Annotated in this window: 11 protein-coding genes; 4 read left to right on the top strand and 7 right to left on the bottom strand. The window is 65.4% G+C overall.

The features are described from left to right. Both ACR9Y6_RS04610 and ACR9Y6_RS04605 read right to left on the bottom strand, forming a co-directional pair. A complete protein-coding gene (locus ACR9Y6_RS04610) occupies window positions 1-2,781 on the bottom strand; it encodes a TonB-dependent receptor (RefSeq protein WP_481280203.1) in 2,781 nt (926 codons plus the stop codon). 255 nt (window positions 2,782-3,036) lie between these two features. Continuing rightward, window positions 3,037-3,207 carry a hypothetical protein gene (locus ACR9Y6_RS04605; protein ID WP_481280202.1) on the bottom strand — a complete coding sequence of 57 codons (171 nt, stop codon included), beginning with the start codon at window positions 3,205-3,207 and terminating at the stop codon, window positions 3,037-3,039. A 329-nt stretch (window positions 3,208-3,536) separates the two neighbouring features. On the opposite strand from ACR9Y6_RS04605, the gene ACR9Y6_RS04600 reads away from it, so the two are divergent. Beyond that, a complete protein-coding gene (locus ACR9Y6_RS04600; RefSeq protein WP_481280201.1) occupies window positions 3,537-6,434 on the top strand; it encodes a TonB-dependent receptor in 2,898 nt (965 codons plus the stop codon). Window position 6,435: 1 nt separating this feature from the next. Here the strand turns inward: ACR9Y6_RS04600 and ACR9Y6_RS04595 are convergent, their stop codons facing one another. From ACR9Y6_RS04595 to ACR9Y6_RS04580, 4 genes are all read right to left on the bottom strand, one after another. Continuing rightward, window positions 6,436-6,606 (bottom strand): hypothetical protein, encoded by a 171-nt coding sequence (locus ACR9Y6_RS04595; protein ID WP_481280200.1) that lies wholly within the window; start codon window positions 6,604-6,606, stop codon window positions 6,436-6,438. 57 nt (window positions 6,607-6,663) lie between these two features. After that, complete coding sequence (locus tag ACR9Y6_RS04590; RefSeq protein WP_481280199.1) at window positions 6,664-7,131, bottom strand: DUF1203 domain-containing protein; 468 nt, start codon at window positions 7,129-7,131, stop codon at window positions 6,664-6,666. A 481-nt stretch (window positions 7,132-7,612) separates the two neighbouring features. Continuing rightward, window positions 7,613-8,533, bottom strand: a complete 921-nt coding sequence (locus ACR9Y6_RS04585; RefSeq protein WP_481280198.1) for an AraC family transcriptional regulator — start codon at window positions 8,531-8,533, stop codon at window positions 7,613-7,615. 36 nt (window positions 8,534-8,569) lie between these two features. After that, window positions 8,570-9,178 carry an OmpW/AlkL family protein gene (locus ACR9Y6_RS04580; protein ID WP_481280197.1) on the bottom strand — a complete coding sequence of 203 codons (609 nt, stop codon included), beginning with the start codon at window positions 9,176-9,178 and terminating at the stop codon, window positions 8,570-8,572. 224 nt (window positions 9,179-9,402) lie between these two features. Between ACR9Y6_RS04580 and ACR9Y6_RS04575 the strand changes: the two genes are divergently transcribed. Beyond that, the gene (locus tag ACR9Y6_RS04575) at window positions 9,403-9,744 is read left to right on the top strand and encodes a carboxymuconolactone decarboxylase family protein (RefSeq protein WP_426284762.1); all 342 of its coding nucleotides are present in this window, start codon (window positions 9,403-9,405) and stop codon (window positions 9,742-9,744) included. 45 nt (window positions 9,745-9,789) lie between these two features. On the opposite strand, the gene argS is transcribed toward ACR9Y6_RS04575, so the two are convergent. Continuing rightward, the gene (gene argS, locus ACR9Y6_RS04570; RefSeq protein ID WP_481280196.1) at window positions 9,790-11,550 is read right to left on the bottom strand and encodes an arginine--tRNA ligase; all 1,761 of its coding nucleotides are present in this window, start codon (window positions 11,548-11,550) and stop codon (window positions 9,790-9,792) included. Between the two features lie 102 nt (window positions 11,551-11,652). Between argS and ACR9Y6_RS04565 the strand changes: the two genes are divergently transcribed. Together ACR9Y6_RS04565 and ACR9Y6_RS04560 are read left to right on the top strand one after the other, a co-directional pair. Then, window positions 11,653-12,957, top strand: a complete 1,305-nt coding sequence (locus ACR9Y6_RS04565; protein ID WP_481280195.1) for an NAD(P)/FAD-dependent oxidoreductase — start codon at window positions 11,653-11,655, stop codon at window positions 12,955-12,957. A gap of 135 nt (window positions 12,958-13,092) precedes the next feature. Then, a complete protein-coding gene (locus tag ACR9Y6_RS04560) occupies window positions 13,093-14,190 on the top strand; it encodes a sensor domain-containing diguanylate cyclase (protein ID WP_481280194.1) in 1,098 nt (365 codons plus the stop codon). The last annotated feature ends 13 nt before the right edge of the window (window positions 14,191-14,203 follow it).

The raw sequence follows: 14,203 nt of genomic DNA, 5'->3' as shown, positions 1-14,203 counted from the left end.
TCAGAACGAGTACTTGACGGTGAGCAGCGTGGTCATGCCGGCATCGACGATATCCGAGTTGGCCAGGCTGTTCCTGCCGATGTGCGACCAGTACGAATACTGCTTGGTGAGGTTGCTCACCTGCAGGTCGAGCTGGATGCCATTGGGCAGCAGATAACCCGCGTGCAGGTCCACGCGGCGGATCGGACGGATCCACAGGTCGTCCCAAGGGCTGCCCTGGTTGAGGAAGTCGTAGGTCGAGAGGTAGGAACCCGTGTAGTGGTAGCTGAGGTTCAACGAGAAACCGTTCTTCTCATAGAACAGTTCCGCGTTCGCCATGCGTTCCGGTGCCGCCTGCAGACGCTCGTTGCCGAAGCCTTCGCGCCCCAGGTCGACCTTCGAGTTCTGCCGCGTCGCGTTGACGCTGAAGCCGAGGCCATCCCACGGCGCGGGAAGATCCTGGAACTTCTGCCGCCAGGTCATCTCCAGGCCATACACCTTGCCGTCGCCGCCGTTCGTCGGCGTCTTGGTCAGCACGGTGCCCTCGCCTACCGTGTCCGGGTTGGCCTGGCCGCCGCCGCTGTCGTAGATGTAGTCACGCAGTTTCTTGTAGAAGCCGGAGAACGACGCATAGCCTCCGCGATCCGTGGTCCATTCCGCGGCCAGGTCGACGTTGGTGGACTTGATCGGGCTGAGGTTCGGGTTGCCGCGGGTGATCGTCGTCACGCCTTCGGAGGTGTTGATCTGCGAACCGCCGCCGAGCTGGACGAAGGCGGGCCGCGTGTAGCTTTGCCAGACCGCGGCGCGGTACACCACGTTTCCGTTGGGCCGGTAATTGATGAACAGGCTGCCCAGGGGCTCGTTGTAGACCGTACGGTTATTGTCGAAGAAGCCCGGCAGCTCGTTGCCGTCCGCGTCGGTCGGCGTGGTCCAGAACGTGTTGTGGATGGAGGTATGCTCGAAGCGCACGCCGGGGATGATCTCCAGCGGCCCCTGGTTGATCGTGGCCATGGCGTAGGCCGCGGTGACCGCCTCGGTGCCGCGCATGGTGTCGCAGTTGTAGTTGTTGAAATCGAGCGAGCTGCACGTATCCAGGTCGGACGGCAGCACGTGTTGGTCGATCAACGCCGCGACCGCCGCGCGGCTCACGTCGGGGGTGCGCCAGTGGTACTTGTCGGGGAAGATCGACGAGTAATAACCCTTGAAGATGCCCAGGTCGTCCAGCGTCGTCACGCCGTCGTTGATGCCGCCGGTGGACCAGTCGCGATTGGTGAACTCGCGCGAACTGTCGCTGTACTTCACGCCGAACTTCACGGACGAGACCGGGCCGCCATCGAAGTCGTAGCGCAGGTCGAGCTTGGCGCCACCCCGCTTCTGGCCCGAGCGGATGTCGGTGACCTCGCCATAATCGTTCGCCCACATCCCGCCGATGTTGTTCACCGAGCCGAGCAGGCCCGGGGTCAGCTGCGGATACGGGAAACCGCCACCGCCGTAACGCAGCAACGAACTGCCGCCGTAGGCGAAGTTGTCCTGGGAATACTTGTCCTCGCGCCCGTCGATCTCCACGTGGTTGGGCCGGTCGTTGCGACCGATGCTCCAGAACACGTTCGGCGAGATCGTCCAGCCCCCGGCGACCTTGTCGGCACCGAGCTGGATCGTGGCCAGGTCGGCACGCTCGGGATTGGTCTCGAACCAGAAACGATTGGCGATGCGGCCGATGTTCGGCGCGTACACGCCGGGCGTGGCGGTGGGGACGTACGTCACGTTGGACGGCAGCAACTGCGTATACGTGGTGTTCTGCTCGGTCAGCGCATACGCGTAGGTCATCTTCGCATAGGCTTTCAGCGTGGGATCGACGTTCCAGTCCAACGAGACGTTGCCTCCGTAGCGGCGCTCGAAACCGGAGGCGATGCCCACGTTCGTGCCCGTGCTCACGAGGTTGCGGGCGGGATCGTAGCCGGGTGCGTTGTCGCCATCGGCCGTCGCGTGGAGGAAGGCCCAGGAGCCGTCGTTCGAGGCGCTTTCCGCCGCGCCGATCTCGCTGTTGGCGATGTTCCGGTAGTCGTAATAACCACTCACGTACACCCCGAACTGCTTCTCCGCACCGAACTTTCCTTGCAGTTCCCCGGCAAGGCCGCCACCGAGGCCGCTGCCGCCGTAATCGCGCGCCCGGCTTTCCGAGCGTCCGCTGGCGGTCACGCTGCCGCTGAAATCCTTCTTGAAGTCGAAGGCGCTGGGCGTACGGAAATCGATCGTCCCACCGATCGCGTCACCGTCCATGTCGGCCATCGATGTCTTGTTGAGCACGATGGTCTGCAGGCCCGAAGGCGGCAGCAGGCTCAGCTGGACGCTGCGGCTGTACGGCATGCCTTGTGCCACGTTGGAGCCGTTGATCAGGTTCACGTTGTATTCGGAAGGCAAACCACGCACCGAGGCGAACATGCCCTCGCCGCGTGCCGCGCCATCGATGCCGCCGAAATAGCCGGTGCCCGTCGTGGTCACGTTCACCCCGGACATCAGGCCGAGCGCCTCGGCCACGTTATGCACGGCGGTGTGCTGCAAGTCGTTCGCCGACAGCACCTCCACGGTATTCACCGAATCCATGCGCATATTGGTCGCGTCGTAGCGGTTCGCCACCACGCTGAGCCCCTTCATCTGCACCGCCTTTTCCGGCTTGGCCGGCGGCGGCGCGCCTTGCGTCGTGCCTTGCGTCGTGCCTTGCGTCGTGCCTTGCGTCGTGCCTTGCGTCGTGGTCGCGGCGTCCGCCGGAGGCGTCTGCGCCTGCTGCGCGAACGCGGGCACGACCGTGGATCCGATAACGGCGCACAGCGCCGCGACGAGCGTTTTCCTGGTTGGACAATAATGAGTACGCACAAGCCACCCCACCCCGAAAGTGTTCATGAGAGTTCTCGCACGGCCCCTCGGCGTGCGATGCGCTGTTCCGATGATCAGCGGGGTTCACCAGCGGGTCCGGACATGGCCTGCGAGCACGCCTGCGCGTGCAGGCGTGCGTCGACGAGCCGTCGGACGAGGAACGTGCCGATCAGTCGAATGGGATCAGCGGGAGGTGTGCGGGGGAGAGTAACCGGCGACGCATTTGCCGCGCGAACGCAATGCGCTCAGCTTGGCACGCGCGAGGATCGGCAGGCCGTCGGCCATCACGCGCGGGAAGGCGTGCCCTGCGAAGGCGCAGCTGGTGTTCGCATGATTTGAAGTGAGGCGACGCATCGTGGCTGTCCCATCATTCATCGCGAGCTGCGCGACCGGCATGCCCCATGCATGCGCGGCCTTGGCGTGCGACGGACGGCGATACCGAGCGCCTCACACGATTCAACGTATAGCGCACCGCAAATTACGCGTCAACGGCCGAATTTGCATAGGTGGCCGGTTGCTGCGACGCACCAGGAAGCGGCACGGCCGATGCGTGCATCCACGGCACCTGAACGTAACGCAGGATTCTGCTGCGACGCAGGATGACAGTCACGTGTCACTCCCTCATTCTCCGGCCCGCGGCGCGGGGGCGCCGGTCACTCAACCGGAATGCGGGGAAAAACAAGATGAATCGTCGCCGTTTGACGCAGGCTCTTTCCGTGCCTGTACTTCGCCCGCAGCCGCTCGCCATGGCATGCGCCACTGCATTGCTGCTCATGTTCGCCTGCGCCGCGAACGCGCAGAACCAGCCCCAACAGACCTCCGAACCGGCTGCCAACCCGCCCGCCAGGACGACACAGAAGAAGCCCGCGAATCCGGATGCCGTGAGCAACCTCGATGCCGTTGTGGTCACCGGTATCCAGGGCAGCATCCAGAGCGCGATCAAGGCCAAGCAGAATTCGGACAACATCATCGAGGCCATCTCGGCCGAGGACATCGGCAAGCTTCCCGATAGCAGCATCGCGGAAAGCCTCGCCCGCCTGTCCGGCCTCGCCACGCAGCGCGTGGATGGCCGAGCCAACCAGATTTCCATCCGCGGCCTCTCGCCCGATTTCGCGGGAACGACGCTCAACGGCCGCGAGCAGGCCACCATCGGCGAGAACCGCGGCGTCGACTTCGACCAGTACCCATCCGAGTTGATCAGTGGCGCGGCCGTCTACAAGACGCCGGATGCCAGCCTCATCGGCCAGGGTTTGTCCGGCACCGTCGACCTGCACACGATCAAGCCGCTCGACCTGCCCAAGCGTACGTTCGCGACCAACCTGCGTGGCGAAAATACCTCCAACGGCAGCCTGAACCACGGTACGGGCGTGGGCGACACGGGGCACCGTGCCAGCTTCTCCTATATCGACCAGTTCTTCGACCACACGCTCGGTCTCGCCGTGGGTTTTGCACAACTCGATTCGCCGGTGCAGGAAAAGCAGTACCAGGCGTGGTGGTGGAGCCTCAACAACGGTTCGCAAGGCGCGGAGACGAACTGGGGCGCGCCGCATACGCCCGGCATGCCCGACAACGTGCTTTCGCAGGAAGGCATGCAGTTGCGCGCCAAGTCGGAGAACCAGTTGCGCAATGGCCTGATGACCGTGCTGGAATGGGCTCCGGACGACCATTACCACTCGACGCTGGATCTCTACTACTCCACCTTCAACCAGGAGACCTACCTCAACGGCGCGCAGTGGTCGAGCAGCCCTTATGACAACGTCTCCTATTCGAACGTGGGTTACGTGCCGGCATTGCCCTATCCCATCGTCACCACCGGTCACATCGACGGGCTCAAGTCCGTCTTGCAGAACGAGTACACCAAGGAACACGACAAGCTGTTCTCGGCCGGCTGGAACAACCAGTACGACTTCGGCAACGGCTGGGTGATCACCGCCGATGCCTCGTATTCCAGTGCGAAGAAGCGCCTGCACGACGCCTATCTGTTCGCGGGCCTGCCTGGCCAGGCCACGTCGTCGACGGACTTTGCCACGCCCGAACACGAAGGCTTCCCCGATTTCCGGCCGGGCGTGAATTTCGCCGATCCGTCGGCCATCTTCTTCACCGATCCGAACAACTACGGTTACAACGGCCGCGAAGAGTTCGACAAGCAGAAGGACACCATCAAGGCGTTCCGCCTGGAGGTGAGCCATCCGGTCGGCTGGATCTTCAGCGATGTCAACGTCGGCGTGAACTACTCCGATCGTCGCAAGACCAAGCAGGCCGACGTTTATTTCGCCTGGCTCAACGGCAATGGCTCCACGGGCGACACCTACGTGCCCGGCTTCGCCACGCCGATCGATCCGTCCTTCCTGAGTGGCAGCACCGACCTCGGCTACGGTGGCATTCCGGGCATCGTCAACTACGATGTCCTGCGTGCCCTGGGCAACCAGTTCTATCTGACGCAGCGCAACGGCCAGTCCGACTGGAGCCGCAACTATACGGTGGAAGAGAAGGTTCCCGTCGCCTACGTCAAGTTCAACATCGACACCAGCCTGGGCGATGTTCCCCTGCGCGGCAACGTGGGCGTGCAGGCCGTGCGGACCGACCAGTCGTCCGATGCGCTGCAAACCAATGGCGATGCGCTCGTCGGCCGCATTTCCGACGGAACGAAATACACCAAGGTGCTGCCCAGCCTGAATCTCGTGGCCGAGATCGCGGACAAGCAGTTCCTGCGTTTCGGCCTGGCCAAGACGATGGCGCGCGGCCGCATCGACGATGAAAAGGTCGCCACCTCCGCCGGCGTCGCACTGGTCAACGACGGCCCCGCCGCTGGACAGGTGCTCTGGTCCGGCAGCGGTGGCAACCCGAAGCTGAAGCCTTATATCGCCGTTGGCGCCGACCTTTCGTGGGAGAAATACTTCGGCACGTCCAGCTATGTGGCGGCCGCCGTGTTCAACAAGAACCTGCTGAACTACATCTACAACCAGACCACGCTCGACTACGACTTCTCGCGCTACGTCAACGACAACCCCACCCTCACGCCCACCAGCACGATCGGTTCCTTCACGCGGCCGGAAAACGGCACCGGCGGCAAGATGCAGGGCCTGGAATTGTCGGGTGCGCTGGAAGGCGCCTTGATCGCCCGTGCGTTGGACGGCTTCGGCGTGCAAGCCAACTTCTCGCTCACCAACAGCACCCTGCCGGTGAGCGCGGTATCGAGCATTCCCGGCAGCCCGTCCACCCTGCCCGGCCTGTCGAGGAAGGTGGCCAACCTCGCCCTGTACTACGAGAAGTACGGCTGGTCGGTGCGCATCGCCGAACGCTACCGCTCGTCGTTCACGGGAGAGGCCGTCGCCCTCTTCGACCAGCTTGGCTACACGCGTGTCCTGGCGGACAAGCAGACGGATTTCCAGCTCGGCTATGCCTTCGACCACGGCACGTGGAATGGTCTCTCGATCCTGCTCCAGGTGAACAACCTGACCAACTCGCCGATGAAGACGGAACAGATCGCCTCGCTGCCGAACAACGTCAAGGTCGCACGCCCGCTCGAATACGACACCTTCGGCCGGACCGTGATGTTCGGGGTCAACTACAAGCTTTGAGTCAGCCGATCCAGGGTACGCTCGGCGAGTGCTGGGCCAACGCCGTTTCATCGCGTTCGGTACAGGCCCAGCACGGTATCTCCACCTGGCAACCGACGTCCTCGTCGACATAGGTGACGATGCCGGTACCCTGGCAGATCGGACAGATCGTGGATTCGCTGGTGGTTGGCATGGGGAATCGCCCCTCGCGGAAACGATTCCGTTATACGCCACTCCGGCGAATGCGGCGTCAAGCCCTGTCCACGCGTGCGGCATAGCATCCGTACGCGGCGTAATGGGCATGGACATAGCTGACCGCCGACATCGCGAACAGGCGTTCGATGGCCTCCGCCGCCGCATCGCCGTCGACGACGACGGCGCTGGCGATATGGTGATGACGGTCGAACCCCCGCAGCGACAAGGTACGGACGCGCATCACGTCCGGCACTTCATCGTAGCCTTCGTAAGGGACCGTCGCGCCTTCGCGGATGAAGATCGCATGGCTCGATCGGTACGGTGTATCCGCCGGTTGGTGCATATGGTTCAGCAACAACAACGGCTCACCCCGGCGCGCGGCACGGAGTTCCACGCGTTCGGGAAAACCGGTGCCGTCGGTGGCCATCGTGCGGATCACGCCGCGGGCCTTGAGCGATGCCTCGTCGAGGCCGTACAGAGACATGTAAGGTTGAGGGTCGAGGCCGCTGATACGGAATGACATGGTGGAAGGTTCCTTGAGGGGGTCACACGCATCGTCCCCCGCGAACCGCCCGCGAACCATCCGCATCTTGCGCCCCATGAAACCCGCATCCCACTCCTGCCACCCCCTTGCCACACCCTGGTGGGAGCCGACCTTGTCGGCGATCCCGCGGCAGCGGGCCAGGTCATCGCAAGCACCCATCGCCGACAGAGTCGGCTCCCACAACAGCGGAACTCCCCCTACCAAGGATGACCAGACCTGGTGGGAGCCGACCTTGTCGGCTATCCCGCGGCAGCGGGCCAGGTCACGGCAAGCACCCATCGCCGACAGAGTCGGCTCCCACAACAGCGGAACTCCCCCTACCAAGGATGACTAGACCTGGTGGGAGCCGACCTTGTCGGCGATCCCGCGGCAGCGGGCCAGGTCACGGCAAGCACGCATCGCCGACAGGGTCGGCTCCCACAACAGCCTTCCAACAAGGCCTTCCACCAGGGATGCCCGTTCACCTCAACTGATTGTCCCGCCGGAAGCGGGCCGGCGTGGTGCCCATCACACGTGCGAAGGTCTTGCCGAAGGCCGACTCCGACTTGTAGCCCACGCGATCGGCCACGGCGCCAGCCGTTAGCTCGCCGCGACGCAACAGGTCGCCGGCAAGGTGCATGCGCAACAGGGTGAGCACCTCGTGTGGCGGAACCTTGCCCTTCGCCTCGAAGTGTCTGGCGAAGGTGGCGCGCGACATCGCCGCTTCCGACGCCAGCATCGCCACGGTCCACTCGCGTGCCGGATCGCGCAGCATCGCGAGCACCGCATTGGCGAGCCGCGGATCGCCCATCAACGAGAGCAGCGATGGCGGCAAGCTGTCCTGGCGGAGATGGGCACGCAGGGCAAAGACGAACAAGGCGCGCGTCAACGCCGTCACCACCGACAGGGCCCCGGGCTCGAGTCGCGTTACTTCGTCGCGAAAGATGCCGACGATGGCTTCCAACGCGCCCATGCCGTGGTCGTCCGCGAGCCTCGCATGCATGACTTCAGGCAGCGCACCCAGCAACAGGCGCGCCGCATCGGGCGCGAACGTGAAACGTCCACAGAGCAGGTCCAGGTCGGCTGGCCCCAGCGTGTTCCGCTTGATATCCAATGGACCACGGTTGTCCAGCAGCGGTTCCACGGCCGCCGAACGCGGCCCACCATCGTGAATGCGATGACGAGTCCCCTGCGGAAGCACGACCAGGTCGCCCGCGGCCATGTCCACGGTGACATGTCCCGGCAATTCCAGCCTTGCCGCACCGGAAAGCACGAGATGGAACGGCGCTTCGCCCGGCAAGGCATCCTGATGATCGAGGCTGAAACCTCCCGCGAGGTAACAGCGAACATCGAGGGCGCCTTGCACATTGGCCAGTTCGAGCACGCGGGTAAGAGCATCCATGCCCGAAGTATTCATGGTCACGGCACGGCGGGCAAATCAGAAGCGATATCCCACGCTCACGCCATAGACCCAGGGATCGACGTGAGCCGTGCCGACCGTCGTTCCCGCCACGCTCACCTTGCTGTCGATATCGATGTATCGCGCATCGACGGTGAAGCTCCAGCGCGGGTCCAGCGCGATGTCCACGCCGGCATGCCATGCGATGCCCCAACTGGATTCGAGATCGGTATCGACGCCTTCCAGCACGCCACGCCCCTTGGCGTCGAAGAACTTCGTGTAGTTCACGCCGGCGCCCACGAACGGCGACACACGCTTGCCGGGCAGGAAACGGTAATTCACGCCGATCACGGGAGGTAGCTGCTTCACGCGAACCGCTCGCTGCCCGGATAACCGCACGTCATGCTGGAACGGCACCGCGGCAAGAGCTTCGATGCTCCACGCGGGGTCGAGCTTGTACTCGATGCTCACGGTAGGACGTGTACTGCTGCCCACGCTGGCGGGCATGCCGGCCAGATGGCCGCTGTGCGAGGTGGGATCGACGACATGGATGCCGACATGCAACAGCCATGGCGATTCACTGGACTGGGCGAAGGCAGGCGCGGCGGCGCACAACAGGGTCGCGGTAAGTGTCTTCAGGTAACGCACGGTGGTCTCCTTGAGTGCTTTCCGCGCAAAAGCTACCGCCGTTCCTCGCCGATCCCTGCGAATGCGCGCTCCCTGCGACCTTCCGTCCGCCCACCTCATGACCGGGACTGAGACGATCGAGCCAAACCTTGCGTCACCGCGGCGTTCACACGCCCCCTGTCCAGGATCATGATGTGCCTGCCGACGACGCATACCGTGCCGCCGGATCATCGGAGGACCATGTCATGCTCGATTGGGTCGAATATCGCAGTCAGTTGATGGGACGTATCGGCGAGATCGCCAAGCTGAGCCCCGGCACCGTGCAGGGCTACCAGGCGCTTTCCGCCGCGGGAGCGAAGACCAACCACCTCGACGCGAAGACACGCGAGTTGATCGCGCTCGCCGTCGCGGTGACGACGCGCTGCGACGGGTGTATCACCGTGCATACCGCGGAAGCGCTGAAGAACGGTGCGACGAAGGAGGAGATCGCCGAAGCCCTCGGCGTGGCGGTGGCGCTCAATGCCGGTGCGGCGCTGGTCTATTCGGCGCGCGTGATGGACGCGACCGAGGCCTACTCGAAGGCGTGATGGCATCGGCCGCGGCGGCTGGCGCCGCGGCCCCTGCCCCATCGGCTACATGCGCGGCGGCACGTCCAGGCCGAGCAGGTCCAGCGATGTTTCAAGCACGCGCAGGGCCAGCATGCACAGTCCGAGCCTGGAGGCGCGAACGGCGGGATCGGGTTCGCCGATCACGGCGCACGCCGCGTAAAAGCGGCTGAAACGCTGCGCCACGCCGAATGCGTACTCCGCCAGGATACCCGGCTGCAGTTCGCGCCCCGCCTCCGACACGGTGCCAGCGAAACCGAGGCACGACAGCAGCAGGTCGCGCTCTTCGCCCAGGACCGGCACCACCGGTCCCGATGCGAAGCCGGCAGCCTTGTCCAGCAACGAACGCAAGCGCACGCACGCGTATTGCAAGTACGGCCCCGTGCGTCCCTCGAACGCCACCAGGCGATCCGCGTCGAATACATAGCCGGACAGGCGATCGCCGGAGAGGTCGGCGAACTTCACCGCGCCGATACCCACCTGCCTTGCAAGCACCATGCGTCCGGCGTCGTCCAGGCCGGCTCCATGACCGGATTCACCGATACGCGCGGCGGCCCGTTCGATGGCTTCGTCGAGCAGGTCGGTAAGCCTGGCCACACCGCCGTCGCGCGTCTTGAATGGCTTGCCGTCGCGCCCGTTCACGGTACCGAAGCCCGCGTGCAGCAACTCCACGCCGGGCGCGATGCCCGCCTTTCCAGCGGCACGGAATACCTGGGCGAAATGCAGCGCCTGGCGCTGGTCGACCACATACACCACGCGCGCGAGGCCGCTCATGGCGGCGCGCGCTTCCAGGGTCGCCAGGTCGGTGGTCGCATAAAGAGCGGCGCCATCGCTCTTGGCCAACAGCAACGGCGGCACGTCATGGCTATCGCCCGGTTCCGCGACATCGACCACCAGGGCACCGTCGCTTTGGCGTGCCACGCCCGACGCGAGCAGGCGCTCGACCAAGGGCGCGATGGCATCGCGCACGTCGCTTTCCCCGTCCAGCGCGTCGAACACGATGCCCAGCTCCCGAAAGTCGGCGACCTGGGCTTCCAGGCTCAATGCGCGCAAGGCGTGCCACAACGCAAGCAGGCCCGGATCGCCCGCTTGCAGCGCCGCGGTATCCGCGCGCGCCTCGGCCATCCGCTCCGGGTCCGCCCGGCATGCCGCCGCGGCTTCCGGGTAGAGCCGCTCCAGCTCCGGCAGCGTCACGGGAGGATTCGCGGGGTATGGCTGGCCCGCCGCCGGGTGGAAATAAGCCAGTTCCGGCGCGCGGTGGCGGATCGCGGCGCTCAGCATGCCCATCTGCAAGCCCCAGTCGCCCAGGTGCGCATCCGCGTGCGTACGCCAACCCAATGCCGCGTGGATGCGGCGCAGGCTCTCGCCGAGCACCAGTGAACGCAGGTGGCCCACGTGCAAGGGCTTCGCCACGTTCGGCCCGCCGAAGTCCAGGATGACGAGACGGCCCCGCCCCTCGTCGACGATGCCCAGGCGCTCGTCGGCGACCATGTCGGCGCCGCAGGTGGCGAGGAAATCCATGGACAAGCGCAGGTTGACGAAGCCGGGGCCGGCGACCTCGACGGAAGCGAAGGCCGGATCGCCGCGAAGGCATGAAGCGATGTCCTCGGCGACGAGCCGGGGCGCCCGTCGGAGCTCCCGCGCGCCGCCAAGCGCGCCATTGCATTGCAAGTCGCCCAGTTCGGGGCGATCGGACGGCTGCGCGCGAGCGAGGTGCGCGGGCAAGCCAAGGGATTGAAAGACGACGGCGAGCTTGGCGTCGATCCGCGACACCGGTGACAGGCACATGGAATCTTCTCCGGGGTAGCTTGTTTATATGGCACGGCAGGTCTTCGCAAGCAACCAACGATTTGGCCGCTATGCTGTGTGCAACCATCAGGAGACTCGCTCATGACCGCTTCCAAGCAACCGGGCGCGCATACCGTGGTCATCGTCGGCGGCGGTGCGGCGGGCATCGAACTCGCCACCCGGCTCGGCAAGCGGGGCGACCTCGACGTGGCCCTGGTCGACCGCGATCCCAGCCACTTCTGGAAACCTCGCCTTCACGAACTCGCCGCCGGCCTGCTCGGCGACGGAGAGGAAGCCGTGCCCTTCCTTGCCCACGCGCAATCCCACGGTTATCGATACGAACCCGGTGCCCTCAAGCGGGTGGATACGGAGGCACGCACGATCGACCTGGCGGAAGTACGCCTGCCGCAGACCGACGAATTGATCCTGCCGCCCCGCACGCTTTCCTACGATACCCTCGTGCTCGCCTTTGGCAGCCGCGTGAACGACTTCGGCACGCCGGGCGTGCTCGACTATTGCGACATGCTCGACAGCCCGGCACAGGCCGTCGCGCTGCGCCGGAAGATCCTCGCGCTGGCCCTACGCGGCGCGGGCGATCCCACCCGGCGCATCTCCATCGGCATCGTCGGCGCGGGTGCCACGGGCGTCGAGCTGGCCGCGGAACTGCACCATGCCTTCAACGACATGCACCGCTACGGCGGCCTCGATTCCGCCTCCAAGCTCGATATCACCCTCATGGACATGGCTACGCGCGTACTCCCCGCCGTGGACCCGCGCACGTCCGCGTCGGCGCAGCGGATACTCGAGCACATGGGCGTGGTGGTACGCGTGGGCGTAGGCGTGAAATCCGTGGAGCGCGGCGCGTTCCACTTGTCCGACGGCAGCACGGTCGACTGCGACATCCAGGTATGGGCCGCTGGCGTCACCGGCCACGACATGGTCGCGGGCCTCGGGCCCTTCCAGTTGTCCAGGGACCGCCGGATCGTGGTCGATGACAGATTGGCCGCACAAGGCGTCGACCACGTCTATGCCATCGGCGACTGCGCCTTCGCCCCCGCCACGCCTGGCGGTCCCAGCGTGCCGCCCACCGCACAGGCGGCGCACCAGCAGGCCAACTACCTGTCCCGGGCACTGCCGCGCGCGATCCTCGGCGAACCGGTATCGCCGTTCACCTATCACGCCAAGGGCACCCTGGTGTCCCTGGGCGAGCGCCAGGCCACCGGCGAACTGCCGTCGGGACCCCGCGGCAAGGCGCTGATCCCCATGCGCGGTTGGCTGGCGAAGATGCTTTATGTCTCCCTCCAGCATATGCATCGCGCCACCCTGCACGGATGGCCACGAGCCACCGCGCTATGGCTGGCGGACTGGCTGCGCAACACGACGCTGCCCCCGGTCAAGCTGCATTAGGCGGGTCCGCCATGGACTCCGATGGGCTCGTGACGCGCATCACTCCCCACGGCCGGGATAAGCGGTACCGTCCATTACCATCTTCCCTCACGGCCCGCGCCACACGGAGCCCGCCTGGACAGCACGCGCCAGCCCTTGTTCGAAAGCCTCCTGCGGGCCGCCTCGCTCGTGGCGGGCGAGCCGATGACGCTGGCGGACCTGGTCGCCGCCGGCTCCCGGGTTCACTTCGATGTCCGGCAGAAGACGATCCTCGCGGAATTGGCCAAGGTGGCCGAACAGGTGCTCGAACAGCGTAGCCTCGATGTCGAACGCAATGCGGAACTGGCCCGGGAGATCACCGCCGAGAGGGATCTCCGGCGTGGCGCGCAGGAATGGCAGGACATCCTGCGCAATGCGGTCGCATCGGTGGAAGCGAGCGAGCGGCGCTTTCGCCAGCTGTTCCAGTTCAGCCTCGGCCTGATCTGCACGCACGACCTGGACGGCATCCTGCTCTCGATCAATCCCGCCGCGGCGAGGTCGCTCGGCTACCCGATCAACCAGCTGATGGGGCGCCCCCTTTCCGACTTCATGCGGCCGGAGAAGATGCCACTGTTCCAGCAGTACCTTCAGCGGATCGCCACCACGGGAAGCGACTCGGGGCGCCTGGAACTGTGCGCGGCAAACGGCGAGTTGCGCATCTGGGCCTACCACAACGTGCTCGACGACGATGGCGAAGAGCGCTATGTGCTCGGCCACGCGCAGGACATCACGGAACAACACCGGCAGGAACGGCAATTGCGCGAATGGTCGCTGAGCGATCCGCTCACGCAGTGCTTCAATCGCCGTTACCTGGCCTATCTGGCGGAATCCTCCGTGGATGAACCGCTGGGCTGCATCGCCGTCGACCTCGACCGTTTCAAGGCGGTCAACGATACCTACGGGCACCAACGCGGCGACGACGTACTGGTCGGTGTGGCGCAGTTCCTGCGCAAGCACGTCCGCGACGGCGACGCCGTGATCCGCCTGGGTGGCGATGAGTTCCTGGTCGTCATGCGCGAGGCCGACAACGATCGCCTCGCGGGCCTCGTGGAGCAATTGCGCGCGAACGCGGCGGAGGCGCCGATCGCCTTCACCCTCGGCGCGGCCCTGAAACCTCGTGGAGCGATCCTGTCGGACACGCTCGCCATGGCGGACCGCAAGTTGTACGAGGCACGCGCGGAACGTGCGGACCAGCCGTCGTTCCACGCGCGCTAGGCACTCCTCGCCC

It is taken from the genome of Luteibacter sp. TLI7-4A, assembly GCF_056754745.1.
This window is presented reverse-complemented; position numbering and strand designations above follow the sequence as displayed.